General features: G+C 42.8%; 27 protein-coding genes and 1 pseudogene. 10 read left to right on the top strand and 18 right to left on the bottom strand.

Going from position 1 to position 23,962, the window contains the following annotated elements; all coding sequences use genetic code 11:
* Nucleotide 1 precedes the first annotated feature (1 nt).
* Nucleotides 2–1,306 (bottom strand): PCMD domain-containing protein, encoded by a 1,305-nt coding sequence (locus IPP77_06850; GenBank protein ID MBL0309382.1) that lies wholly within the window; start codon nucleotides 1,304–1,306, stop codon nucleotides 2–4.
* A 350-nt stretch (nucleotides 1,307–1,656) separates the two neighbouring features.
* On the opposite strand from IPP77_06850, the gene proC reads away from it, so the two are divergent.
* A complete protein-coding gene (gene proC / locus IPP77_06845) occupies nucleotides 1,657–2,457 on the top strand; it encodes a pyrroline-5-carboxylate reductase (protein ID MBL0309381.1) in 801 nt (266 codons plus the stop codon).
* 434 nt (nucleotides 2,458–2,891) lie between these two features.
* Nucleotides 2,892–3,110 (top strand): hypothetical protein, encoded by a 219-nt coding sequence (locus IPP77_06840; GenBank protein MBL0309380.1) that lies wholly within the window; start codon nucleotides 2,892–2,894, stop codon nucleotides 3,108–3,110.
* Here IPP77_06840 and IPP77_06835 read toward each other — a convergent pair.
* The 6 genes from IPP77_06835 to IPP77_06810 form a co-directional block, all read right to left on the bottom strand.
* Nucleotides 3,102–3,422, bottom strand: coding sequence for a hypothetical protein (locus tag IPP77_06835; protein MBL0309379.1), 321 nt, complete (start codon nucleotides 3,420–3,422; stop codon nucleotides 3,102–3,104). The two genes, IPP77_06840 and IPP77_06835, sit on opposite strands and share 9 nt — an antisense overlap.
* Nucleotides 3,423–3,972: 550 nt before the next feature.
* Nucleotides 3,973–5,616, bottom strand: a complete 1,644-nt coding sequence (locus tag IPP77_06830) for a glycosyltransferase family 39 protein (GenBank protein ID MBL0309378.1) — start codon at nucleotides 5,614–5,616, stop codon at nucleotides 3,973–3,975.
* Nucleotides 5,613–6,218, bottom strand: coding sequence for a phosphatase PAP2 family protein (locus tag IPP77_06825; protein MBL0309377.1), 606 nt, complete (start codon nucleotides 6,216–6,218; stop codon nucleotides 5,613–5,615). Before IPP77_06825 ends, IPP77_06830 begins: the two co-directional genes overlap by 4 nt.
* 53 nt (nucleotides 6,219–6,271) lie before the next feature.
* Nucleotides 6,272–6,847, bottom strand: a complete 576-nt coding sequence (locus IPP77_06820; GenBank protein MBL0309376.1) for an LptF/LptG family permease — start codon at nucleotides 6,845–6,847, stop codon at nucleotides 6,272–6,274.
* A gap of 9 nt (nucleotides 6,848–6,856) precedes the next feature.
* Nucleotides 6,857–7,708, bottom strand: coding sequence for an LptF/LptG family permease (locus IPP77_06815; protein ID MBL0309375.1), 852 nt, complete (start codon nucleotides 7,706–7,708; stop codon nucleotides 6,857–6,859).
* Between the two features lie 95 nt (nucleotides 7,709–7,803).
* Nucleotides 7,804–8,184, bottom strand: a complete 381-nt coding sequence (locus tag IPP77_06810) for an ATPase (protein ID MBL0309374.1) — start codon at nucleotides 8,182–8,184, stop codon at nucleotides 7,804–7,806.
* A 172-nt stretch (nucleotides 8,185–8,356) separates the two neighbouring features.
* On the opposite strand from IPP77_06810, the gene lgt reads away from it, so the two are divergent.
* From lgt to IPP77_06790, 4 genes and pseudogenes are all read left to right on the top strand, one after another.
* The gene (lgt, locus tag IPP77_06805) at nucleotides 8,357–9,154 is read left to right on the top strand and encodes a prolipoprotein diacylglyceryl transferase (GenBank protein MBL0309373.1); all 798 of its coding nucleotides are present in this window, start codon (nucleotides 8,357–8,359) and stop codon (nucleotides 9,152–9,154) included.
* Between the two features lie 35 nt (nucleotides 9,155–9,189).
* Complete coding sequence (locus IPP77_06800) at nucleotides 9,190–9,909, top strand: TerB family tellurite resistance protein (protein ID MBL0309372.1); 720 nt, start codon at nucleotides 9,190–9,192, stop codon at nucleotides 9,907–9,909.
* 197 nt (nucleotides 9,910–10,106) lie between these two features.
* Nucleotides 10,107–12,696 (top strand): annotated as a pseudogene (locus IPP77_06795) (AAA family ATPase).
* 24 nt (nucleotides 12,697–12,720) lie between these two features.
* Complete coding sequence (locus IPP77_06790; protein ID MBL0309371.1) at nucleotides 12,721–13,194, top strand: NUDIX hydrolase; 474 nt, start codon at nucleotides 12,721–12,723, stop codon at nucleotides 13,192–13,194.
* Between the two features lie 122 nt (nucleotides 13,195–13,316).
* Here the strand turns inward: IPP77_06790 and IPP77_06785 are convergent, their stop codons facing one another.
* From IPP77_06785 to IPP77_06775, 3 genes are all read right to left on the bottom strand, one after another.
* A complete protein-coding gene (locus IPP77_06785) occupies nucleotides 13,317–13,526 on the bottom strand; it encodes a DNA-binding protein (GenBank protein MBL0309370.1) in 210 nt (69 codons plus the stop codon).
* Nucleotides 13,527–13,588: 62 nt separating this feature from the next.
* On the bottom strand, nucleotides 13,589–13,927 hold the full coding sequence (locus tag IPP77_06780; protein MBL0309369.1) for a PLDc N-terminal domain-containing protein: 339 nt from the start codon (nucleotides 13,925–13,927) through the stop codon (nucleotides 13,589–13,591).
* Between the two features lie 111 nt (nucleotides 13,928–14,038).
* Nucleotides 14,039–14,674 carry a fibronectin type III domain-containing protein gene (locus IPP77_06775; protein ID MBL0309368.1) on the bottom strand — a complete coding sequence of 212 codons (636 nt, stop codon included), beginning with the start codon at nucleotides 14,672–14,674 and terminating at the stop codon, nucleotides 14,039–14,041.
* 697 nt (nucleotides 14,675–15,371) lie between these two features.
* On the opposite strand from IPP77_06775, the gene IPP77_06770 reads away from it, so the two are divergent.
* The 4 genes from IPP77_06770 to IPP77_06755 all read left to right on the top strand — a co-directional run bounded on the left by IPP77_06770 (nucleotide 15,372) and on the right by IPP77_06755 (nucleotide 17,034).
* On the top strand, nucleotides 15,372–15,638 hold the full coding sequence (locus IPP77_06770) for a hypothetical protein (GenBank protein ID MBL0309367.1): 267 nt from the start codon (nucleotides 15,372–15,374) through the stop codon (nucleotides 15,636–15,638).
* Nucleotides 15,580–16,134, top strand: coding sequence for a hypothetical protein (locus IPP77_06765; GenBank protein MBL0309366.1), 555 nt, complete (start codon nucleotides 15,580–15,582; stop codon nucleotides 16,132–16,134). Before IPP77_06770 ends, IPP77_06765 begins: the two co-directional genes overlap by 59 nt.
* Before the next feature lie 35 nt (nucleotides 16,135–16,169).
* Nucleotides 16,170–16,337 carry a hypothetical protein gene (locus IPP77_06760; GenBank protein ID MBL0309365.1) on the top strand — a complete coding sequence of 56 codons (168 nt, stop codon included), beginning with the start codon at nucleotides 16,170–16,172 and terminating at the stop codon, nucleotides 16,335–16,337.
* 229 nt (nucleotides 16,338–16,566) lie between these two features.
* Entirely contained in the window at nucleotides 16,567–17,034 is a 468-nt protein-coding gene (locus IPP77_06755) for a toxin-antitoxin system YwqK family antitoxin (GenBank protein MBL0309364.1), read from the top strand.
* Between the two features lie 122 nt (nucleotides 17,035–17,156).
* On the opposite strand, the gene IPP77_06750 is transcribed toward IPP77_06755, so the two are convergent.
* The 8 genes from IPP77_06750 to narI form a co-directional block, all read right to left on the bottom strand.
* A complete protein-coding gene (locus IPP77_06750; GenBank protein MBL0309363.1) occupies nucleotides 17,157–17,627 on the bottom strand; it encodes a hypothetical protein in 471 nt (156 codons plus the stop codon).
* A 21-nt stretch (nucleotides 17,628–17,648) separates the two neighbouring features.
* Nucleotides 17,649–18,623 (bottom strand): GTP 3',8-cyclase MoaA, encoded by a 975-nt coding sequence (gene moaA, locus IPP77_06745; protein MBL0309362.1) that lies wholly within the window; start codon nucleotides 18,621–18,623, stop codon nucleotides 17,649–17,651.
* Between the two features lie 27 nt (nucleotides 18,624–18,650).
* Nucleotides 18,651–19,319: a hemerythrin domain-containing protein gene (locus IPP77_06740; protein MBL0309361.1), complete on the bottom strand. Its 669-nt coding sequence runs from the start codon at nucleotides 19,317–19,319 to the stop codon at nucleotides 18,651–18,653.
* A 97-nt stretch (nucleotides 19,320–19,416) separates the two neighbouring features.
* Complete coding sequence (locus IPP77_06735) at nucleotides 19,417–20,511, bottom strand: tellurite resistance/C4-dicarboxylate transporter family protein (protein ID MBL0309360.1); 1,095 nt, start codon at nucleotides 20,509–20,511, stop codon at nucleotides 19,417–19,419.
* 31 nt (nucleotides 20,512–20,542) lie between these two features.
* Entirely contained in the window at nucleotides 20,543–22,054 is a 1,512-nt protein-coding gene (locus IPP77_06730; GenBank protein ID MBL0309359.1) for a NarK/NasA family nitrate transporter, read from the bottom strand.
* 11 nt (nucleotides 22,055–22,065) lie between these two features.
* A complete protein-coding gene (locus IPP77_06725) occupies nucleotides 22,066–22,698 on the bottom strand; it encodes a carbonic anhydrase (GenBank protein ID MBL0309358.1) in 633 nt (210 codons plus the stop codon).
* 182 nt (nucleotides 22,699–22,880) lie between these two features.
* Nucleotides 22,881–23,213, bottom strand: a complete 333-nt coding sequence (locus IPP77_06720; protein ID MBL0309357.1) for a hypothetical protein — start codon at nucleotides 23,211–23,213, stop codon at nucleotides 22,881–22,883.
* A 24-nt stretch (nucleotides 23,214–23,237) separates the two neighbouring features.
* Nucleotides 23,238–23,960, bottom strand: coding sequence for a respiratory nitrate reductase subunit gamma (narI, locus tag IPP77_06715; protein MBL0309356.1), 723 nt, complete (start codon nucleotides 23,958–23,960; stop codon nucleotides 23,238–23,240).
* Nucleotides 23,961–23,962: the final 2 nt, after the last annotated feature.

Below are 23,962 nucleotides of genomic sequence, written 5' to 3'. Positions count from 1 at the left end.
GCTACCTATTCACTGCAAACCTGCCTCGGGAGATTATCTGATTAGAGGCATTCGTGATTTGAAAGAGATACATACCAGTAAAAAAACCAGCAGTTGAAACCCTCGTATTATTCTGATCTAAAGAATAAACTCCGATGCTTTTACCCAATGCATCAAATATCTCTGCCTGCATACCCGGCTTCGATTCCAGTTGAATATTCAGATATTGATTCACCGGATTGGGAAACAGTTTGACCGCAACCTGGTTTGCTTCGCTGATACCTACAGGCGCTTTAACATTAATCCAAACATAAGCAGCAGCGTTATTTGTGCCGTCGCTTGCCTGATAATAGATCGTATCATAACCCACAAAATTTGCAGCCGGGGTGTAAAGTATCTGGTTAGCCTGAACCGTTGCTGTTCCATTCTTGGCATTGGCAAGAATCGTAACTGTTAAACTCGGATCATCGCAATCTTCGTCATTTGCAAGAACATTAATTGTCTTAGCAGTGTTTTTAATAGTGGTGTCTCGGTCATTGCGTGCCAAGGGGGTGAACTGGTACCCAGACCCTATCACATCATAATAGATGCTATCTACTATCAATTCACTTCCCCGAACCAAATCAGAAACACCGCTCAGCAATCCCGCTGTTTTAGGGATGCTCGATGAAAGCAAAATCACCAAGGTATCCGGTTGTTCGCAATTATGATATTCAAAAGGAATGTCAAATGCTGCGTACTGCCCATTCGTAGAAATCGTGCTTTTATAAATAGCATCCGCCACGGCTGTGGTTCCTTTTCGCAGCGTCGCCCAAATCATGCAGGTATCGTTTGCGCTAGTGTTTGGGTTCAAAATAGGCGCATACTTATAATATCCTTTCAAGCTGGTCAGCCTCTGGGTGAATGGTTGACCGGCACCGGCTATAGACATCGGCGTAATATTCAATCCGCCAATGAGCGAAGATAACTCAACCGTAAAGTAACCGTTGATAGCAAAACCCGGAACCGTTAGTTGACTACTGAATACACGGGCGATGGTGTCCGTAATAATTTTTATTGCACTGCTACCGTGGTAGGCATCCGAAGACTGCGTAACAAACAAATGGCCGCCCAAAGCAGACATACCGGTGATGGAGTTGGAGGTAGTCCATTCAGAGGGGTCGTTATAGCTGAACGTTTCAGCAGGCAGATAGGGAGCAATACCCGCAAAGTGTATCGTGTCTGTCGCCCAATTCTCGAAACTGTTGTTCACCACTTGAGCAGAACTTGTCCATGAGTGCAGTGCTAACACAGCTACTACGGTTAATTGTAAAAATCTTTTCATCATCGCATATATTTTTTAGTGGGGACGAATTTAGGGAAAACAGGCAAAGAGGAAAATCCCTACATCCTAAAAAAAGAAAAACCCTCCGCAAAGGGCGAAGGGCTTTTCTATAACCCTAAAACTAAACTACCATTAAGACCGAACAACCGCAATAAAGGTTGCACCCCCTTGCACCATACAATTTCCCGAAGATTCATTTGTGCTATTATTGCCCGTTAAATCTTCTTTCAACAGAAAAACAAATAGAATCTTTACCCCTTGTCAAAAAAATCATCACCCTTCTTTTCTAAAATCCAAAAGTTGAACCATCCCTTGATATTCAGCACTCAGCATTCTAAATTCAGCATTGCATTATGAAAGTTCTCATCGCCGGTGCCGGAAATATGGGCACTACATACGCCCGCAGTTTTCTTGCTTCCCGCTTTATTGTTCCCGAAGACCTTTTCTTGCTCGATCGAATGGTCGGCGGCGAAGCACAAGTGAAAGAAGTGCCGCGCACCAATATTTTTTCCGCCGCCGGAGCGTATATTTCGCAAGCAGACATCATAATCTTGGCAGTGAAACCACAAGATTTTCCGGGGCTTGCAGCACAACTCAAACCATTTATTCAAGCAGACCAATTGATTCTTTCCATCATGGCAGGCATCCAGATGGCGCAAGTGATGCAGGCGCTGGGTGCTACCAAAGTAGTGCGCTCTATGCCCAACCTGCCCGCGCAAATCGGCATGGGCATGACGGTCTTCACCTCCTCTCCTGCTATGGATAAAAAAGAACTCTTCATCATTCAAAACCTCATCAACACCACCGGTAAGTCGGTGTATGTAGAAGATGAAAACATGCTCGATGCCGCCACGGCAGTCTCCGGCAGCGGACCGGCCTACGTCTATTACTTTATGCAAGCCATGATTAACGCCGCTGCCCAAATGGGCTTCTCTCCTTCTCAGGCCGAACTACTGGTGAACCAAACTTTTATGGGTGCCGTTCATCTTCATAACCAAAGCCAATTGACCTGTAATGAATGGATTAAACGCGTGGCCTCTAAAGGCGGAACCACCGAAGCCGCTCTGCACGTGTTGGGGAATAACGAAGTGAATACTAAAATCGAACTGGCGCTGCAAGCCGCTTTGCAAAGAGCAGGAGATTTGGGGAAATAAAATAAGCCTTGAGCTACTAGCCTTGAGCCTTGAGAAAAAAAAGCCCCGCGCCGCTTCTTTGCAGGACAGGGCTTGGGGCTGCCTTTTAGCTTTGACAACTTTAAAAAAGCTGTCAAAGCTGTTCCGTTTAAAAACGCCGCAAACGAACTATCCGGTATCGTCACCCACTGTGCCTTCACCCCCATCATCCCCAATACCAAACAAAAAGCGAGTAAGCCTTTTTTCATGTCGTTTTGGTTTTTGTTAATGTTTATATAAAAATTAAAAACTCCCGAAGCCTTTCAACCCGGGAGCCTGATTTTGTTTTCAGTTTTGTTTAGGTGTGCGGAGCAATCACAATGGTAGCCACTTCGCTCCAGGGGCCGTCGCCGGTGGCGTTCACGGCGCGCACTTCTATCCATACCCGCACATTTTCCTGAGTGCCGACAAAAGTGATGCTTTCGATTTACGAGTGGTTTTGTCATACGTCAGCCAAGAAGAAGGAACGGCATCGCCAATGGCATAGCGAATCTGAAACTCTGGATGTTATAGAGTTTAGAAATGCGATGCCAGTGAATATCAATTTCAAACTGATTATCACCTTGAGTAAGCCCAACATCCATACTCTTGGAGCAGCGGGCTGGCATTGCCCTGTTCCTTGGTTTTTAGGTTGAGGCTTTCGATGATAGTTTTGTCGCCTCCGCTGGTGGTTTCAATATAATTTCCCAGGCGGGTAACAATCTCCACCAGTGCTTTTTCGCGGAGGTCTTGCACCTCCACTGCCGCTGTATAGGCCCCTTTTTTTTCGCCACATCTAATAAAGCCTGATGGGCGGCATCCACCGCCGTTGTTACATCGGCCAATGTAGGGTCGGGATTCGTGAATCGGACATCGCCCACGAGTTTTTGAACCAATTCTTCGGTAAAGTCAACTTTTTTGTCTAGAGTTTTGTTCCAGAGGTCTAAAACGAGTTGTGTAGGTAGCATTTTGTTTGATTTTGAGGTTAAAAAATGGATTTATGATAGAGCCTTGAAGGCGGGGTTTTCGGCGGTTTTAACATAAAAATGAACAGAATTTTGTCCGAGCGTCTCTTTTTTTGAAAAACAGAGACCTGTTTTGCAAAATCAGACCTCTGACCTGAGGAGGCAGACCTCCAACCTGAGGGGATAGACCTCTGACCTGACGAGGCAGACCTCCAACCTGATAGGATAGACCTCTGACCTGATGGGTTAGACCTCCAAGTTGACGAGGCAGACCTCTGATCTGACGAGTTAGACCTCCAACCTGATAGGGTAGACCTCCAAGCTGACGAGTTAGACCTCCGACCTGATGAGGTAGAGGTCTTGGTGGATGAAAAATACTTGCCCTCCCGATGCTGCAAAAGCAGACCGGTGGTGGGAGGTTTTCCAAATATTTATTTAAAATAAAACCACCTCCTCCGCCGGAGGACAAACAGCCGTGTAACTATTATCGAGTAAGCGTTATAAACGTCGGGGACGGAGGTGGCATTTCTAAACCAAGCCTTGAAACAAAATCCTATTCCCCCACAAAAAACACCCAGCCGTTTTTGCGGTAGAGTTCGTGCGCTGCGGGATGGGTTTGCAATACCTCCGGCACGGTATTCACTTTGGTGATGAAATAATTTTTCTTAGAAGAAACTTGCTTTTCCGGTGCCGGCTTCAGGGCATAGAACAAATGGGCGTATGTTTTGAAGCCCACCGGCTCGATGGTGCAGGCTTCGTTTTGTTTTGTTTGGATAAATTCAATCAAAGCAGCTTGGGTATATTTTTCTACCCTCGGCACAATGAATATCATCACGGTATTGATAAACAGACCGCTGCTGATCAGCAGCAGATAGGCACCCCACCGAACATTCTTGCTTTGCATCAGCAGGATGGAAACGACGAGGCAAAACAGATAAATCAAACCGAAGCGGATGTCCCAGTCGCTCCAATAGACGGGGGTTTTCAAGGCTTCTTTCGCAAAATCATCTTGAATATAGGGCAGAAAAGGTTCCGGCGATTTGATGATGAAAATAGCGGCGGTCAAGGCCCCTACAATCAAGATGCCGATGCCCATCAACGGAACGGTTTGTTTCCAACGCCAAGTGGCTTTTCCATCAAAAAGAAGGTTGAGATAGTAAGCAGCCAGAAAGGTGATGGAGAAATAGCACACCGAGGAATAGTGGACGATTCGGGCGGGGGTCAGCGAGCAAAGAATCAGCACGACAATCAAAAAATAGATCATCCACTTGCGGAAGATATGTTCCGATAGGTCGTCATACACATTCCGAGTAAAGGTGCTGAAGATGAGCGCCGAGGCCGGGAAAACGCCGATAAGCAATAAGGGGATATGGTAGAAAAAAGGGCCTCCCTCCCCCGCCTCGCCGGTGCTGAACCAACGGACCTGATAACGGAGAAATTGCATCACGAAGGCGAAGCCGTTCATGCTGGTGTCGAGCAGCAGCCAAGCGATACCGATAATCGAAATGAGGATGCCCCAAAAGAATAATTCGGTCAATTCAATCTTCATTTTTCCGCGATTGGCAAAGATGTAGGCAGAGGCGGTGAGCAAACAAATCAGAATGGCTACCGGCCCTTTGGTGAGCGTAGCAAGGCCGATGAAGAGGGCGGAGAAAAGCAAATTGCGCCGACGGTTTTTCTTCCGGGTTTTCCGGTCTTCAAACTCGTTGATGATGTTGAGTTTGTACATGAAAAAGATGCCGAGAAAAGTAAAGAGATTGAAGGCAGGGTCAATAATCCCGCTTTTGAATTGCACTTGCGGCAAAATGGAGCAGGCAAAGAAAAGCGCCCACAATACGCCCAAGCGCGAGTTGAACACGTAGCGGCCAATATTGAACACCACGAGCATGGTGGCAATTCCTACGATGGCATTGGGCAGGCGAGCGGCAAATTCGTTCACCCCGAAATAGTGCATGGAAAGCGCCTGGAGCCAAATGAATAAAGGCGGTTTTCCGAAGTAGGGAATAAAATCGAACTGGATCACGTGAAAGTTTCGGGAGGCCAACATTTCGCGGGCGCTTTCTGCAAAGCTGATTTCATCTAAACCAAACAGATGGACCTTTCCCAAAAATGGAAGGAACAGAATAGCGCCAATGACCACCAATATCAGTTGGGTGGGAAATTGCCGGATTCTTTTTTCAACCAGTTCAAGCATCATAAAAGGGACTTATCTTTCCACCGCAAGTTTTGATAGAAAGAGGACTGCGCTAAGGTGAGATAAAAAACAATGGAGACCAACACCCCAATTATAGAGCCGACATATACGTCGCGAAAAAAGTGTTGAAGTAAATAGAGCCGCGATATGCCAATCATCAGAGCGAGCAAGAAAAACAGAATGCTCCAGCTCTTTTTCTCAATCAGAAAAGCGAGCATCGCAAACAGCGCGAAGGCAGCGGCAGTATGTCCTGACGGGAAGCTGTGATGATAGGCGACATGAAGCCCGTCGGCAAAGTTTAATTTGATCTTGTCCTGAAAAAACAAAGCCGGACGCACTTGGCTTTCAAAAACTATCTTTTTCAAAAACTGGATGACTACAAAGACTATGGAACAATTGAATAACAATATCAGCCCTTTGCCATAGCTGAACCGGATGGCAACCACCAGAATAAAGATAAAGAGGGGGATCTCAGCCAAACGAGATATCCAGATAAATGTTTGATCTAAGAAAGGGGTATGTAAACTATTAAAGAAGAGTGTTTCTTGTCCTTTTTCCATATTCAGAAGCAAGATTCCTCCCAGAATCAGGAATAGTGAATACAACAGGAGGAAAATTTTGTTCTTATTAAGAAAGTCTTTCAAGGCAATCATTTTTTTTATCGGGTAAAAAGTTTTCGGAATAAATGAGCATAATACTCAGTGCTGTATAATCTGGAGTCGTTCGTTGCCTTCATGGTCAGGAACAGGCCAACAGGGGTCAGCACAAAAGTAGATAGCCACATACCGCCAAATGGAGTGAATATATTGTTCTCGGCCATTTTTTCACCAATGATGGAGGTGGCATGATAGAGGATAAAGAACAGTACGCAATAGAACATAGGCCAGCCCAATCCTCCGCGGCGAATAATAGAGCCTAAGGGCGCGCCTATTAAAAACAGTACCAGACAAGCCACAGACAGCGTGAACTTTCGATAGATTTCTATCAAATAGCTGGTTCTGTTTTTCTCTTTATAATCCATTTGTTTAGAGATCACATCTGCATAGTTTTTCACGTTGCGAGCTTTGTTCATGGCTATTTCCATGGTTTGGATTTTTTGCTCGGGGCTATAATCATTCAATAATTCAGTCGCTTCTTTAAAGGAGGCGGGCTGGGCATTATATTTGGAAGCAGAATCTAGGTCGAACTTCCGAAAGTTAAGATAGGGCTTATTGTAAGTTGAATAGTCGCGCAACACCGCGTCCTATTCCATTTGAACGGTATCCATAGCTCCCTTCAACTGCTTCAAGTCCAGCATTTGTTTCAAGTTCTTGAAAAAAGTTTCGTCCGTACGGCTCAATTTGAATTGGGAAAGGTCAAAGCGCTTCTCCCAAGACTGAAAGGAAGTGCTGACCATGGTGTATTCATTTTCATTCTGTCCCGGGTCTTTGGGGTCAATTTCTCGGTATTGTCGCCCATTCTTTAATTTCAGAAGCAAAGTCATTTCATTATCATTCTGAATCATCTGTCCTTTAGCAGCCGTGATAACGTGGTCATCGCCATGGCCGCTGGTATGGTCAAAAACGATGATGCTCGAAAGCTCATCGGTGGCATCATCCTTTCCTTCGGCTTTGATAAAAAAACCATCCAGCCCGCTATAAAAGATTCCCGGTTTCAACGCAACCGATGGCTTTTGGTTCCGAATGTCGTATAGCAAAGCACTGAATTTCAGGTTCGCCATGGGTAATAGGTTATTTGAAAAGTAGAAAGCGAATATGCTGATGAAGGTGACAGTTACAAAAAGCGGTAACATAAAGCGAAGGAGCGATATGCCAGCCGATTTGGCAGCGGTCAATTCAAAATGCTCGCCAAAGGAACCATAAACCATGATGGAGGCCAACAAGACCGATAGCGGCAGCGCCAATGGCACCAAGCGGGCCGAAGCAAATAATAGCAATTGAATCAATACCCAGAAATCCAGTCCTTTACCAACTAAGTCATCTACATATTTCCATAAAAACTGCATGACCAGTACGAACTGTGCAATAAAAAAGGTAAGGATAAAAGGCCCGATAAACGTCTTGACAACCAGCCAATCTAATTTCTTAATTAGCATATCAAGAGGTAAAGTTATGAAAGGCGAATGGTGATTGGGGAATGGGGTGTTAAGAATTATAAAGCTCGACGACGAACGAAGATAACCCAGCTAAACTAAGCACCCAAGGCATGTTTGAGATCCTCTACCTGCTTGTCCCAAAGAAAGGGCTGCTCTTTAACTTCCTTGGCGTCGGCAAAATCAGTTATCTCCAGAATGGTGTCATTCGCGATTTCCGATTTGTAGACCTTGAATGCAAAGTACTCGTCTTTATTACCGTGTTCCCAATGGTATCTCACAGATTCCTCATCCATTACATCTACTTGGCGTGCGCGCTGAAAATCGGAACCGCCCCATCCAAAGATGAAGATGTCCTCCTGAGAATCACAATAATCAGAAAACCATTGAGACAGATTGGTAGGTTGTGTCAAAAATTCAAAAAGGATAGACGGTGAAGACCGTATGATATATTCGAGTGTAAATTTCTTTTTCGCCATTTCTGTTGTTTACTTAGTTAGGATACCGATGTTATTATCAATTGTGCAAGAATATAAAATAATACCATCCTACAAAATGATTTATGAAAAAGTAGGTTTTATCGGTTCCCCCCCGCTTATCAACGCCATTCGGTTTACCTGCAATCTTTAAATGGATTTCTATTTTCGCCCTATGTCTTCACTCATGCTTTTTATTCAATGGAACCCCAATCCCGACTTTGTTAGTTTTGGCATATATGCTATTAAATGGTACGGGGTCCTTTGGGGACTATCGCTAATATGGACTTTTTGGGCACAGCAGTTTATATGGAAACAGATAGGCTGGAATGATGAAAAAGTCACTTTAGCTATTCAATATGTATTTATTGGGGGATTGATTGGGGCTCGTTTGGGGCATATTGTATTTTATGATTTGGAATATTATCTGAGCCATCCTTTAGATATTCTCGCTGTTTGGAAAGGTGGCTTAGCGAGTCATGGTGGCTTGGCGGGAGGCATTCTGGGTTTGTATCTCTTTTCTCGGAATCACCGCGAGTTTCCTTTTGTGCCGCTCTTTAACTATTGCGCAATTTCAGTTCCCTTGCTGGCATCGCTCATCCGAATTGGTAATTTGATGAATTCTGAGCTGGTAGGAACGCCTACTCATGTTCCCTGGGCTTTTGTTTTTAAACAGGTGGACGATATTCCCCGGCATCCGGTGGTTCTATATGAGAGTCTGGCCTATTTTCTATTACAGATCATCATGTTGCTTGTCTTCATGAAATACAAGCAATCAAAAACCAGATTGTATCCGGCAATCCTTTTCATCGGGTTGTTTGGTGCAAGATTTGTTCTTGAGTTCTTCAAAGTACCGGACGGCGGCCTGCTTTTTGGTTTGGTTAGCAAAACCCAAATGCTCAATATCCCATTCATCCTCCTCGGTATTTGGTTACTTACTAAATTAACCGAACCCGTTATTCGCCCCCGATAAATCATCATTCATTATTACTTATTCCGCGCGATATAATGTCCTATTATGAGAAATGGTTAGGTGCTGGAATTGGTTGGGTGTTGACCGGCAATCCCATAGGTGGTGTATTGGGTTTTATTGCCGGAACCATGATGGGAAAGGACAAGAACCATCCAGAAGTTGGCAAAACAAAAGGCATCACTGAGTTTGAGGCCAATTTAATCGTGCTAGCATCTCATTTAATCAAGGTGGACAGCAAGGTCTCCTTAACCGAAATTTCTTTTGTCAATGATTTTCTGAACAAGCACTTCGATGAAAAATATTCTAATGAACGCTCACAAGTTCTTAATCATTGCCTGAATAAAGAGTATGACCTAAACACAGCTTGCGATCAAATACGTATGTACACTGACCACGGCACCCATGTTCAGGTGGTTCATTTTCTTTTTGACCTTGCCCTATGCGACGGAGACCTTAGCGAACGGGAGAACTACTTTATATTTCGCATATCCGGCTTTCTGAATGTCCATGATGTGGATTTCAGAAAGATGAAGACGGTACACACCGAAAGAGAATTTTCGGACTTTGAAATCTTAGGAGTTAAAAGAGAAGATTCCATTATAGTCATCAGGAATTCCTATCGAAAACTCATCCTTAAATATCACCCCGATAGAAATCAAGACATAGATGCGATAGCAAAAAAGAAGTTAGAGCAAAAAATTCAGCGGATTCATGATGCATACAACCGCATCAAAGCGGCAAGGAAAGTGAGTTGAATGGTAGCTATATTGTCAAAAAATGGAAATTTTGAAGAATAGAATAGACGTTTTTTCAAATTATACGTCTAATAGACATAGAGGTGTGCATATTTAGCCTCCTTCACGGGTTGTTAGATTTTTACTTTGCGCAGGTCATGGAAACGAAGTTTTAATTTTTCTATTCTCTAATATTCCCAATCGAACAATTCTGAATTATGGCATACAAGAACTATAAATTCAAAACACTTCGAGTGTTTGCCTCGGACGAATGGCTGGCCAATCGCAGCCGTGAATACCGCACGGTCTTTGACCGCACCGAGACTACTTATATATCTGCAGAAATAGCCTTCTACAATAAGCTCTTCGACGATCAGGATTGGGAGACTACGGTCACGCTGAAAGCTTTCTCACATATTGAAGGCAAGAAAAAGGAGCTCTGTTCGCAGGATGAAAAGCGGAAAATTCGTCTGGATGAAAACGTGGTGTACATTAATAAAGGATGGGGCATGGCCTCAGCCGGAGCATTTTGGAATGAAGGAGAATATAGTTGGGAAGCCTTTATTGATGGCGAACTAGTAGGCACTAAACGCTTTTTTGTAGAAGATGTAGGAAGGGTTACCGCAGAGTCGAATCCCTATTTCGATATTGAATCCGTGCGTTTTTATACCGGTGATTACAATGCCGTGAACGATGAAACCAAGTTATATCTGCGAAGCATAAACCGGAATGATACCCAGTACCTGTACATTGAGTTCAAGTTTAAGAACAAAGTCCCCACCGAGTGGAACTGTGAAATATTCTTCAACTGGTACAATGCCTCCGGTTTATTAAAAGCTCGCATAGAGCGCTCGCGAAAAATAGAGGCAGAAAAAGAAGGAGAAACATTTGTTTTTAACGAAGGCTGGGGAAACGACATTCCCGGCACATGGAAAGACAACAACTACCGTTTAGAGATTGTTTTCATGGATACCGTTATTGGTGTGTTGCGGCTAGAAACCGGTGATGAAGACATCGAAGGGAACCCTGAACATGGCAATGTGAGCGGCAACGTGCGGTCCGCACTGCAAACACTCCCTGCTTCTCCCGATGAATCGCTAGAGGCCAATGTAGCTAAATTGGAAAGCCTGATTGGATTGGAGGAATTGAAATTGGAAGTGAAGAATCATATAGATTATATCAACTTCCTAAAACTCCGTCAGGAAAAGGGCTTTCAGGATTCTGAAAAAATAAATCTTCACTCCGTCTTCACCGGAAACCCCGGCACGGGGAAAACCACCGTGGTAAAACTCCTCGGCATGATTTATAAGTCTATGGGCTTATTAAGCAAGGGCCACGTGAAAGAAGTGGACCGGTCTACGCTGATTGGTGAATACATCGGGCAGACGGCACCCAAAGTGAAGAAGGCTATAGAAGAAGCGAAAGGCGGCATCTTATTTATAGATGAGGCTTATGCCTTGGCGCGCGAGGCTGATGACTCCAAAGACTTTGGCAAGGAAGCGATTGAAGTCCTGATTAAAGAGATGAGTGATGGCACAGGCGACATAGCCATCATGGCAGCCGGCTATCCACACGAAATGGAAATCTTTTTGAAATCAAACCCCGGTTTGCGTTCTCGTTTTGCCAACTATTTTCATTTTGAAGATTATCTGCCCGACGAATTGCAAGCCATTGCCCTAAGCTATGCGCAGCAGAAAAACATTCACATGACGGACGATGCCTTATCGTATCTCTACGATCAACTGGTGGAGGCCTTCCGGAATCGTGATAAATCATTTGGCAATGCGCGCTATGCGCTATCGGTGATTGACGAAGCCAAAATGAATTTGGGTTTGCGCCTGATGAAACGCGAAGATCTCCGCGAGCTGGATAAACACGTACTTTCCTCTGTAGAAAAAGATGACTTGGAAATGGTTTTCAAACAGCGAAGCAAACGCAAGTTTAATATACACGTGAACGAACGCCTGTTGCAAAGTGCGCTGGAAGAATTGAACGCCCTGATCGGTATTGATAATATTAAAATCGAGGTAACCGAGTTGATTAAACTCGTTCGATTCTATCATGATATCGGAAAAGATGTGCTGAATAAATTTTCGCTCCACACGGTGTTTGTCGGCAATCCGGGAACGGGAAAGACGACCGTAGCGCGTATCATGGGGAAAATATACAAAGCCCTTGGATTGATTGAGCGTGGACATCTCGTCGAATTAGATCGTCAGGGTTTGGTGGCAGGGTTTGTGGGCCAAACCGCTCTGAAAACCGATGAACGAATCAAAGAAGCCACCGGAGGGGTGCTGTTTATTGACGAGGCGTATGCCTTGGGCGAAGGAGGAGACTTTGGTCGCGAAGCCATTGAAACGCTTTTTAAAAAGAATGGAAGACAGCCGGGGCGAATTTGCTGTGATGGCAGCGGGCTATATCGAACCCATGAACCGCTTCTTGGAATCAAACCCCGGACTTCGCTCGCGCTTTGACCGCACCTTTACCTTTAATGATTATTCTGCCGACGAATTGTTCCGTATTGCTTTGTCCCTTATGAAGTTGGAAAACATCAAGTTAGATAACGAAGCATACGACTACATGCAGCGATACATCGAATCCATCCATCTATACCGCGATAAATTCTTTGGCAATGCTCGCGAAATCAGAAAGCTGATTAGCGAAGCGGTGCAACAACAGAACCTTCGCTTGGCATCGGTGCCGAAAGAAGAACGGACGAAGGAAATGTTGGAGACGATGACGGTGGAAGACCTCAAGGAATTTAAAATTCAAGAAGGCCGACGCAGCAACCTCGGTTTCAAGTATTGATTATTCAACGCTGCTCCCAGTAACATGCACCCCATCCTCCGGTTCAATATCCGGGTATATGGAATTCTTTTCAACGAAAAGCAACAGGTATTGTTGGCCGATGAAGTATTTAAAAGCGGCATCCGCGCCACCAAGTTTCCGGGTGGCGGTTTAGAACTGGGTGAAGGAATCGCCGATTGCCTGATTCGCGAATTCAAAGAAGAAGCCGGTATCCACATATCGCTCAAAGAACATTTTTACACCAACGATTTCTTCGTCCCTTCTTTCTTCGATTCCGAAAGCCAGATCATCAGCATTTACTATATCGTTCATTCAAATGAGCATCATCTCATTCGCACCGCTACTCAAAAATTCAATTTCGAAACCGTCCCCGGTCAAGAAGCAGAATCCTTTCGTTGGGTTTCTATCCATGACTTAGTTCAGGAAGATCATATCACACTTCCTATTGATAAAGTGGTGGTGAAGAAATTGCTGGAAAGCATGAAGAGGGCAGATTGATTGTATAGAATACAAACTGTAATTTCTTACGCTGCCTTTTCTGCCAGAGTAGAAAAAGACGAGAGGGAATGGAAGAAACTCCACGTCTCGATTACCAGAGAAGATCTAAGAAGAGATGCGTTTCAATCTATAAACCAATGGATGTAATCGCACTCGGAACACACAAAACACTTGGCTCCGCGATTAGCCCATGCCATCCCTAAAAATTCGGCACCGGAGGTGTTTAACAATGCCGAACGCATAAAGAAAAGTTCATTCTTGCAATAAACACAAGCCATCGGTTTATCTTTTACGGTATAGCCCTTTGGCTCCTCTTTTGAAAATAGTCCCATGTTAGATTGAATTTTATCGGTTAAATAATTCTTTAGAAAGCTGCAATTGTTTTGTCTGCCACCTATACCTCGGAAGAAGTTCCTGCCTGATTTTCCTTCGCCGTTTTATCACCAAAAATCAAATAGAGAATCAACCCGCCGATTAGTACTAAAAGAACGATAAGCATCCAAAGCAGTTTATGGGTGGTCGTCATTTTTGGGTTGATACCAATTTCATATAAAGCTAACATCACGGCCAGCTCGTAAAGCACGATTTGAATCAAAGCAGAGCACAGTAATCCGTAGATCATATTCAATCCTATTGGCTCCAGCCCCTCTTTACACAGTATGGCCGATAGACCAACAAAACCAATGTTGACGAGCACAATACCGAGAAGTATAATGATGATTATACGAATCATGTTTGTATTGTTTTTGTTTACCCAAAGATAATAATTAGGCATAAAAAACCTTCCAAGTCTTCGAGACTTGGAAGGTTTAAACAAAATTCACACTGTGTGGAATCAAAGTATTTACGGCGCTACTATTCCCATTACATCGCTCCAAGGGCCGACATCGGTGTTGTTCACGGCGCGAACTTCTATCCAAATTCTTTGACCCGGTTGAGGGGACATAAATTTCATCTTCGATTTTGAAGTCAACTTATCATACATTATCCATTCCATCTTTTCCTGAAACACAAAAGCATAGCGCACCTGATAGCCGCGCAGATTGAAACTTCGGGGCAGCGAATGCCAACTCAATAATATCTCCCCACTTTTATTGCCCGGCATGGCACTCACCCCTTCGACCTTTGGCGGATGATGGCTCCGCACATTTTTCTTGCGTGATTTCAAACTCGAACTTTCAATTTTGAGTGCATCGCCGCCACTGGCCATCTCAATATATGACGCTTCCTGCTGCAACATTTTTACCAATGTTTTTTCCGCTGCATTTTGCTCGTTCACTGCCGAGCGCAAGGCAGTTTTGGCAACTCTCACGGCCAGCCGCTTGGCGCTTAATGTATCTGCCGCGCTTTTCAAATCCAACAAAGTTGGGTTGGGATCAGGGAAGTTTACATTACCCGCCATTTCTTTGGCCATTTTCAGTGCCAGGCTTTCTTTCTTTTGAGGGCTGGCGTTGCGAAGTTCTAAAACTACTTTACTCATAAGGTTTCCATTTTTGTGTGGAATGAATACTACCTATTCGACTTGATTTATCTTTCTATAAATAGGATCTGCTTTCTCTGCAAATATATTTACTAATTTCAAATTAGCAAATACTATTTATAATAATGTAGATACTTTTTATAAAATAGTATTAGCTAAATTAGGGTTATTAATAACTATTTTATGTTTATAAATAACTAACCAGTAAATAGCCAATTCTAAATTAGATAAAGTATATACTAATTACAAATTAGAATATACTATTTCTAATTTAGCAAATACTTTCTATCAAAAAAGACCTCTATTCTGGTGATTATGATATGTTTTTGGGCGAAAAATATCTATTTCTTACCTAAACAGCAGTGATTCCTTACTGAAAACTATTCCGAAATCATTTTGGAGAGAGGAACCAAAGTGAAAAAGCAATAAGAAATTGTTTTAGGAAAATACATTTCGCACGGAGCCACAGAGTAAACAGCCAAGAGAAAGTCTCTCCCCAATTCTCCATGCCTCCGTGCGACATTTTTTCGCAGGGAATAACAACCCTTTTGAGGCTGTTTGGATGAACAACCGAATTTGTATGAATCGTATGCCCGGCGGAGAACACAGAGGTTCCTGGCCCGCTGTGCGATACACTTTTTTTATACAGAAATCCAAACAGCCTTTTAGTGAATACCATTTCTAATTTTTACATTGCGTGATGAAGTATCTGCTGCTTTTACTTTTCCCCTTACAAACATTTGCTCAGCAATGGGTCTTTCCGGGATCGCAATGGACTTACCATGTATATGGATGGACCGGTGAAAGTCTTTTGTATTTGAATTATGAGAAAGACACCGTTTTGTCAGCCCAGTCCTGCGCCAAGCTACGTGCCACTCTGATAAAGGCAACCCATATAGGCCCGGATGTTTATCAAATTGATACCATCTATCCGGAATCCATCTATACCTATTCTCAAAAATGATACTGTCTTTTTCTGGCGCGCTACCTCCTTCTTCCCTGCCTACTTTTTCAATCTGAATACCGGTGATACCCTGTCTTATTTTCACGTGTATAATAGTACCTGCTCGCCGGACGATTCGATTGTCAAAATCAGAATAGATACTGCCGGAACATTCCAACACGATGGATATTCATTGCGCTATTATGTTGGCAAACCGATCGGGGATGTAGCCACCACCTGGGGGCAATCATCTATTAAAGTTCTGGAGCGGATTGGCGTGCTGGAGTATTTCATAGACCCTTATTTTTTATGCCTCACTGATTATGATACTTATAGTCTGAGATGTTATAAGGATGATGCATTCGGTACTTATCAAAATACAGCAACGGATTGCGATTATTTGGTTTCAATAAAAAATGAACCGGATGATTTGCCAGTCAGGATATTCCCCAACCCCGCCTCCACCGATGTGATGATTGATTATGGTTTTACGGATTGGAGTAAAGCAGCCCACTAACCTCCGGAGGGGGGATAAATCCAAGCGAGGTGAGCATGGAAATAGTGAATGAGTTGGGGCAGGTGGTACATCAACAAATCCTGCCGCGCTACAGCAGCTTTCAAAAAATAAATGTTTCGGGTTTCGCCTCTGGCGGCTATCATGTCTTCATCCGTTGCGGCACTAGGACGGTGGCGGTGGGGAGGTTTGTGAAGGAGCTGTGAGAAAGAAACGACTGTATTTTTTCATAGCTCTAAGCTCGTAGCTCGCGGCTTAAATAAGGCTCGCGGCTTATTTCTCTATTTCCGCTTGCTCATGGTTTTACGGACTTTAGTAACGACCGGAGGAAGAGTGTAGCGCTGATGAAAAGAAATAGAAAATATCTTTGCAACAGCAGAACTCTTACCTTAGCATCGCAAATTGTAACCAAAGAATTATTGCTCCCTTTTCAATATGGCAGACCGGTCAACATTCAAAGAAAACCTGAAATATCATAAGATAGTGTTGGTGTGTATTGTGCTCATTTCTATATGGGTGACTTACGAATATAAGAGCGGCGACACGGGCCCGAGTTATGAAAACGGGCAATCAAAAATAGTTGGAGGAAAGGTGAATGGCAGGGATGAAGGCCTGTGGACCTGGTATTATGAAAACGGTAAAAAGCAAATGGAGGGAACGTTTGTGAAGGGCAAGCGGGAAGGAATTTGGAGTATTTGGGGCAGTAGTGGAAATAAGGTGAGTGAGAGTTTATATAAGAATGATAAGCTCAATGGGCCATTTGTTCATTGGCATGCTAACGGTCAAAAGGAAAGTGAAGGAGTTTATGTAAATGATAAATTAGAAGGGGCGGTCACGTATTATTATAATAACGGCACGTCGAAAGAGGTGAAGAATTATCGAAATGGTGAGGTGGTGAATTAAGTTCCTTGCCTAAAATAAATATCCACCATTACATCGGGATAGAGAGGAAAGGTTACTCTTTTGTTAGGGTTGGTGCTACTGCAAAAGATACAGTAGCACCCTGTCGGGGGACAGATTTTAATTTATTCGGGCAATTCAAATTCGGTTTCCCATTCTCTTCCAGAATCCATCGCTTTAAACTTTACCTTCAAAAAGGATTGGTCGCCACGTTTCAAGTGCGTGCGATCCACCACCATACTATTCTCCTTATGCTCATCCGTTTCTTTCGGTTCTATTACGTCTCCCATGCGGGGCATAAACGGATAGAGAATCGTTAGCCGTTCGTCTTGAGTCTTTACCAATTCGGCAGCCGTTTCAAACAGAATCTCCTCAAATTTCTCGGCCACAATTTCATCGTTGATTTCCTTTTTTGCCCGATCAGAAATTTTGTTCGTCCAATCGAAAAATTTATCCAAGGTCTTCGATTGTAAGTCTCCTTTTATATAATGTGGGAAAGGTGAACGGATATGCTCCTGGCCATTAAACCAGAAATTAAAGGCAGCCTCAATCATTTCATTCTTCACTACAGTCTCTTCCTTCTTATCTTTCGTCATACCGTTTCTTTATTTGTTGAATTACCCTCCGATGGCCACCATCGTCCTGTTCTTCTGTTTTGCAAAATCATCTAAGGTTTCGATTCCTCCACGCAGTGCCTTCTTCCCCCAAATGGATTTCAAAATCAGTGGCTCAATATCTTCACCGGCTCTCATGGCAGAAAGCAAATCGGTCTCGGACGAGGAGAATAAACAGTTTTTCATTTTGCCATCAGCCGTGAGGCGAATCCGGTTACAGGTATCGCAAAAAGGATTGGTTACTGAACTGATAATAGCAAAGGTTCCCAGATGATCTGCAATCGCATAATTCTTAGCAGTATCGTTTTTGCCGTCATCCAATTTGATGATGTTGTTTCCAAATCGCGTTTCGATTATAGACATCATTTCCTTAAATGAAACTCCCTTACTCCAGTCCCATTTGTTTCCCTGAAAAGGCATAAACTCGATAAACCGAACATGAACATTCCTATTGCGTGTCCATGAAACGAAATCGCAGACTTCATCATCGTTCACTCCTTTTATTACCACCGCATTCACCTTTACATGAAATTTCTTGTCAAGCAGTGATTCAATGTTGGCTGTTACTCTACTAAAATAATCTCTGCGCGTAATGGAATTGAACTTTTCTTCTTTGAGTGAATCTAAGCTGACGTTGATAGATTTAATTCCACACGATTGAAAAGTATCCATGTAATCATCTACTAAAATTCCATTGGTAGTGATAGCGAGTTCGACCGGAAGTTCTGAAAGTGCTTTGAAAATTTCCTTTGCATCCTTTCTAATTAAAGGCTCTCCTCCGGTTAACCTGATTTTCTTAACACCCAACGAAACAAAAGTCTTGGCCATCGCCACAACTTCCTCAAACGACATGAAATCATTTCGCGGGCGAAGAAGAATTCCTTCTTCAGGCATACAATAAAAGCAACGAAGATTGCAACGCTCTGTCAGCGAAATACGCAGGTAATCGTGAACGCGGCTATGTTGATCAACTATCATTGCTTATAATTTAAATCGCCTGGTGATTTAGAATTGATCCATTTGTTTTTGAATGGCAGCAAATTCTTCTTTAGAAATAAATTTTTGTGCCAGAGGAAACAGCGTAATATCCTCACGATAGATATGCAGCTTGAGCAACTCTATTAGTTCGCGAGAAGTTTCATAAGCAGTATCGAGCACAAATATTTTTGAGCGTTCGTCTGCAATCCGGCTTGATAAACCCAAGAGATTAAATGCCAATGCACCGAGTTGGATAAATTTCACGTGGTCATCCTCCATCACATCAATAGCTGTAACCATTTTAGGACCCTTACTATGCTCGCCTGCCACTATCAACTTTTGATTGAGCACTGGAAATAGGATTTTCTCTTCCTTCCGGTTGTGAGGAAGCAAATCATCATCAAGGCATTTGAAAAAGTTTCCAAATGATTCATTAATCTCTTTATTGAGTTTGTAGCCGTTGGATTTGTATTCAACAATCCCCTTTTCGAATGCTGCAACCACTTTCAAAACTCCTTCGTGGTCGTGCATGAAGGCTTGCAACGAATCGCACATATCTTCTTTCTTCATTTCTACTTTCCCAGGCTCTTCGTAAGCAGCCGGTGGATCCATCGGAGAATCCTCTTGTTGGTCTAAGCCCTTCTCCTGTTGTTTTGTTACAGGATCTTTTTTCTTTAGTTCTCTAACTGTTATCATAACGTTATGTTTAGTTACAAATGACGGGAATATGCCTCTAACGGAAAAATGATTTTCGTCATTACAATGCTCGTGTATCTATTTCCCTTTTTGAGTTTCAGTTTCTGTGTAATAATTTCCTCACTAAGTTGCTGACAAAACCAATGAATGTAGCAGTCCACGCGAATAGGGCTATGTAGATGAAGTATTTCGGAACTGGATATAAAAATTCCAACTCCATAGATTCCGCTAACATATAAGTGCAAACCGTGTACATGCCCAAAGGGAATACCGCCCCCCAATACAGCGGGTCATAAGTTAAAGGAAACCGCTTATAAACATGTCGCCAAAAAGCTAGAATGATGAGCATAGGTATCCACCAGGTACCAGTTGCCCAGTAAAAAATAGTAAATCCTTTGAGGAAGGCAAGTGTAGAAAGTAAAAATGGAGCATGTGGCGTGTTCTTAATAAGCAACGTACCGGCCAGAGTAGAAATGGCCATAGCACCCATATTGATCCAGTAAGGCGGAGAAAGATCATTCGGAGAAAACTTGAAGAATGTGTAGCGATAGAAAATCAGAGAAATCATCCAGATATACTGCATGCCGCCCCATAGCCACATAGAAAATGCAAAGAAATTGATGACCAGTTTATGAGCTTCAAAGTGCATAGACAACCTTGCACTTAATACCGCTAGTGCTTGTGTAGATACTACCGCCAGCAGCCACGCGCCATTAATTCCTTCTTGTAGCGGTGGTTTATTTTCCTTTATCGTGAACGTGGTGAAGATGGTATAAGTAATCACCAGCCAAAGAATAATTCCGAGGAACCATAACACTACAGCAATGTTATAGTTATCCCATAAGAGAATAAACTGCGCTCCCAACAAGCAAGTAGCAGCTACTGTTGTAAAAAACCCGGGGCCACGGGCATGGTCAAATAAATCATTGAGAAATTCATCTCTAAAGAAAACAAACCGAAGAGAAAAGGCAACACATAAAGTCAAATAGGCAAACACGTTTAACCAAAATAGGCTCATAGCAATCAGAGGCATTCTGAATAAATCAGCAGCGATGGAAACAATACCCGTTGCCATAACCATAGCAAAATAGGAAGGAGATAAATTCTTTACTATCCCACGCAAATTGACTATTAGGTTGTTTCTTCCCCAATTGGACGAGTTGCCATTAGTTTCTGATGAAGTTGAATTCATAAAATCCTATAGGGTTGCTGTGGCTTATGCATTATTGCAGTTTATCATCAATAGCTTTTCTCTGAGCCTCAGACAATTTCGCAGATTTAATAGCAAAGCTTTGGAAAACAATACAAATGGCTGCAACTACCGCAAGAAACATCCAGCAAGTAGTCCATACACCCGTTCCCTTTAGCAGATAACCGAAAAGAATAGGATTTAAAAATCCGCCGAGTCCGCCAATTACTCCCACAATACCTCCTACCGTGCCTATACTATTAGGATAGTAGTCTGAAATATGTTTATAAACGGCTGCGGTTCCGACTCCCATCATAATACCCAGAATAAAAATCAACGTAAAGAATATCCATTTATTAGCCTGAAAATAAATATGCGTGAATCCTTTGGCAAGTAGTTGCCCCTTAGTTACTGTTTCACCCACTTTCACCTGTGGTTCTTGCCAGAAAGATGAAGTCGGAAGAGCGGTAAAATCCTCATCTGCATTATGGAATATCCCCAAGCGAATTTCCGATTGCGATGAACCACTGCTTTTGGGTTGAAGCATATATCTTGCTTCATCAATTACAATCTCAGAATCAGAAACGGCTGTTACGCTACCGGGTTTGCTGGCCATAATTCCCTGTCCCGGCGCTCTGATTTCCATGCGTGGTGGAAAGAGAAAAAACAGACATACTATGCTGACGCCAAATACCCAGAGAAGAACCGTTCGCGCGCCAACTTTATCAGAAAGCCATCCTCCTGCTGCTCGAATTAAACCGGCGGGCAAACTAAAAGCGGAAACCATCACCCCGGCAGTAACGATAGATACTGAGTACATGTTTACATAGTACGGAAGTAGCCATTGAGCCAGTGTTACAATACCTCCGAATACAAAAAAGTAATAAAGTCCGAAACGCCAAACTCTCATTTCCTTTAAAGGAGCTAATCGCTGCCCCATTGTTTTTATTTCGGCTGGCTTTTTGTTTTCAGTAGTTAAAAGAAAAATAATTGCCATCACCACCAGCATAGCTGCATAAAGTTGCGGCAAAGTGCGCCATCCTTCCGGCTGAGTTCCGTTTTGGGTGAGGTGATTAAGAATAGTGGGGGCAAATAAAGTGGTCAATGCTGCTCCGGCATTTCCTACGCCAAAAATACCTAATGCAGTACCTTGCTTTTCCTTCGGAAACCATAATGAAGTATAAGCCACACCTGCAGCAAAAATACTACCCGCCATTCCAAAACCAAAGCTCAATAAAAGAAACGATGAGAAACTATTGGCCTGTGATAAAAAGAACATGGGTACTGCGCAGAAGAATAAAAGCACGCCCATTACCCACTTGCCACCAAATTTGTCGGTTAATATTCCAATCGGCAAACGAAATATAGAACCAACCAGTACCGGAACACCCAACAGCCAACCGATTTGAACAGGATTCCATTTGAAGATACCATTATTCACCAGATAGGTAACCAACACTCCGTTCAGCATCCACGCAGCAAAGCAAACCGTGAACGCGAGCGTGTTCAGGAATAACATCCGATAAGATTTACTGCTCGTTTCCATTCTTTATTTTTTTATAGGTCATATCTGAAAATATCTTCCATATCCTGATGCCCGCTCTTTTTGTAGTTCAAGTCTGTTATCTGTCCGTTGTTACCGTCGTACACCCATCCATGGATTTGTAGTGTGCTATTTTTCCAAGCGCGCTGAACAATACGTGTTTTTGCCAAATTATTAACCTGTTCAATCACATTCAATTCTACCAACCTATTTTCGCGTTTCTCGATATTTCGGATAGTGAGCAACTCTGTTTTATGCTTGGCATAGACTTCTTTAATGCTCCGAAGCCAGTTATTTACAAAACCGAAATCCTTATTCTGCATAGCGGCACAAACCCCACCGCAATCATAGTGGCCGCAAACAATCACGTGCTTCACCTTTAAAATATCTACGGCATAGTAAAGTACGCTTAGCAGGTTCATATCGGTTTGAATCACCACATTGGCAATGTTGCGATGAACAAACAATTCTCCGGGTTTAGTTCCGGTAACATCGTTGGCAGGAACCCGGCTATCAGAGCAGCCTATCCATAGATATTCCGGATTTTGTCCTGCTTTTAGTTTCTTAAAAAAAGATGCGTCCTCTGCAATATGTCTTTTAGCCCAAACCCTATTATTCTTAAGCAGTTTTTGGTAACTATGTTCCATTCTATTGTTGAGTAGTGTTTATTGCTATGTTAATTAATAAACACCTTCAGCTAAGGTTAGGTGCGATAAAAGATTCGGAGAAAGGATATTGGCTTCATCATTTGTGTCTGCCTATATCAAAATTCAAAGTCACACATTTTGAAGTCCTTCCTTTAGTGGCTTAGCAACGGTTCCGATCACAATCATCCCATGCTATAAGTAACCACTAAGTACATTCCGATTAATACAATAAGTATCATAATGATGGCAACCGTTTTGCCCTCTCCCGCCATTTTTTTAAATATTGGAAAATCGAAATCAAATAATGATTGACCGTTTTCGTCTAAAACCAAGGCTGCCTTTTGCATAACAAAAAGCAATGCCACTAATACCATAATTGTGGCCCCTCCAATTATATAACACCACACATCACTACTCATTGTTGCGCCACTTGCATTTTGAGCCATTGCACTAATCCCAAATAAGGAACAGATTAACAGAGCAACCCATTTAAAAGAAGAAGAGGAAGTTTTCATAAACGATTAGATTAAGATGCTTACTTAGTTATTCATTGATTTATGTCCTTCGCGGTGTGCTCTTGAAACGCGAATATGTTTCCGATTCCAATTCCAATAGACCTGCTGGTAACTTCTCCAAGTATAATCAATTGGATAAACCAAAAAGTGCATAAAGCGAGTGAAAGGAATAATGCCGATCAAACTGAATGCCGAAATGACGTGGATCTTTAACGATAAAGAGTTCACACTGGAAATCGCATCAATTTGCGGATTGAAAACAAAAATAGAACGAAGATATGGAGTAAGGAATGAAGCAAACCATGCTGACCCCCAACGGTTCGTATAAGCCACCAATAAACCCGAGATGATTTGAACCAACAGTACAATAAATACCACAAAATCCATTTTGCTTGTGACCATCTGAACACGTCTGTCGGTCAGTCGTCTGTAAACAAGGAGTATTACTCCAAAAAATGCAGACAAGCCAAAAACAAAAGCTGTAATTTCGAGTATCAACAACCGAACCGGCTGCCCATTCCACAGCATCACGCTTCTTGGGAACAGAAAGCCAATCAAGTGTCCGAAGAACAAAACTAACAGTCCCCAGTGAAACAACTGACTGGCTAGGAAGAGTTTTTTACCCTCCAAAAATTGGGATGATAAGGATGAAACAGAAAAGGCCTTGTTAGTATAGCGGTATATAGAACCAATAAGAAATATAGCCAAACAAGTGTAAGGAAATACAACGAATAATAGATAGTTCATAG

The organism is Bacteroidota bacterium (genome assembly GCA_016722375.1).
In the GTDB taxonomy this organism is placed as follows: domain Bacteria; phylum Bacteroidota; class Bacteroidia; order Chitinophagales; family LD1; genus Bog-950.
Note: the sequence above shows the minus strand (reverse complement) of the source record. Positions and strands in the feature narration are given on the sequence as shown.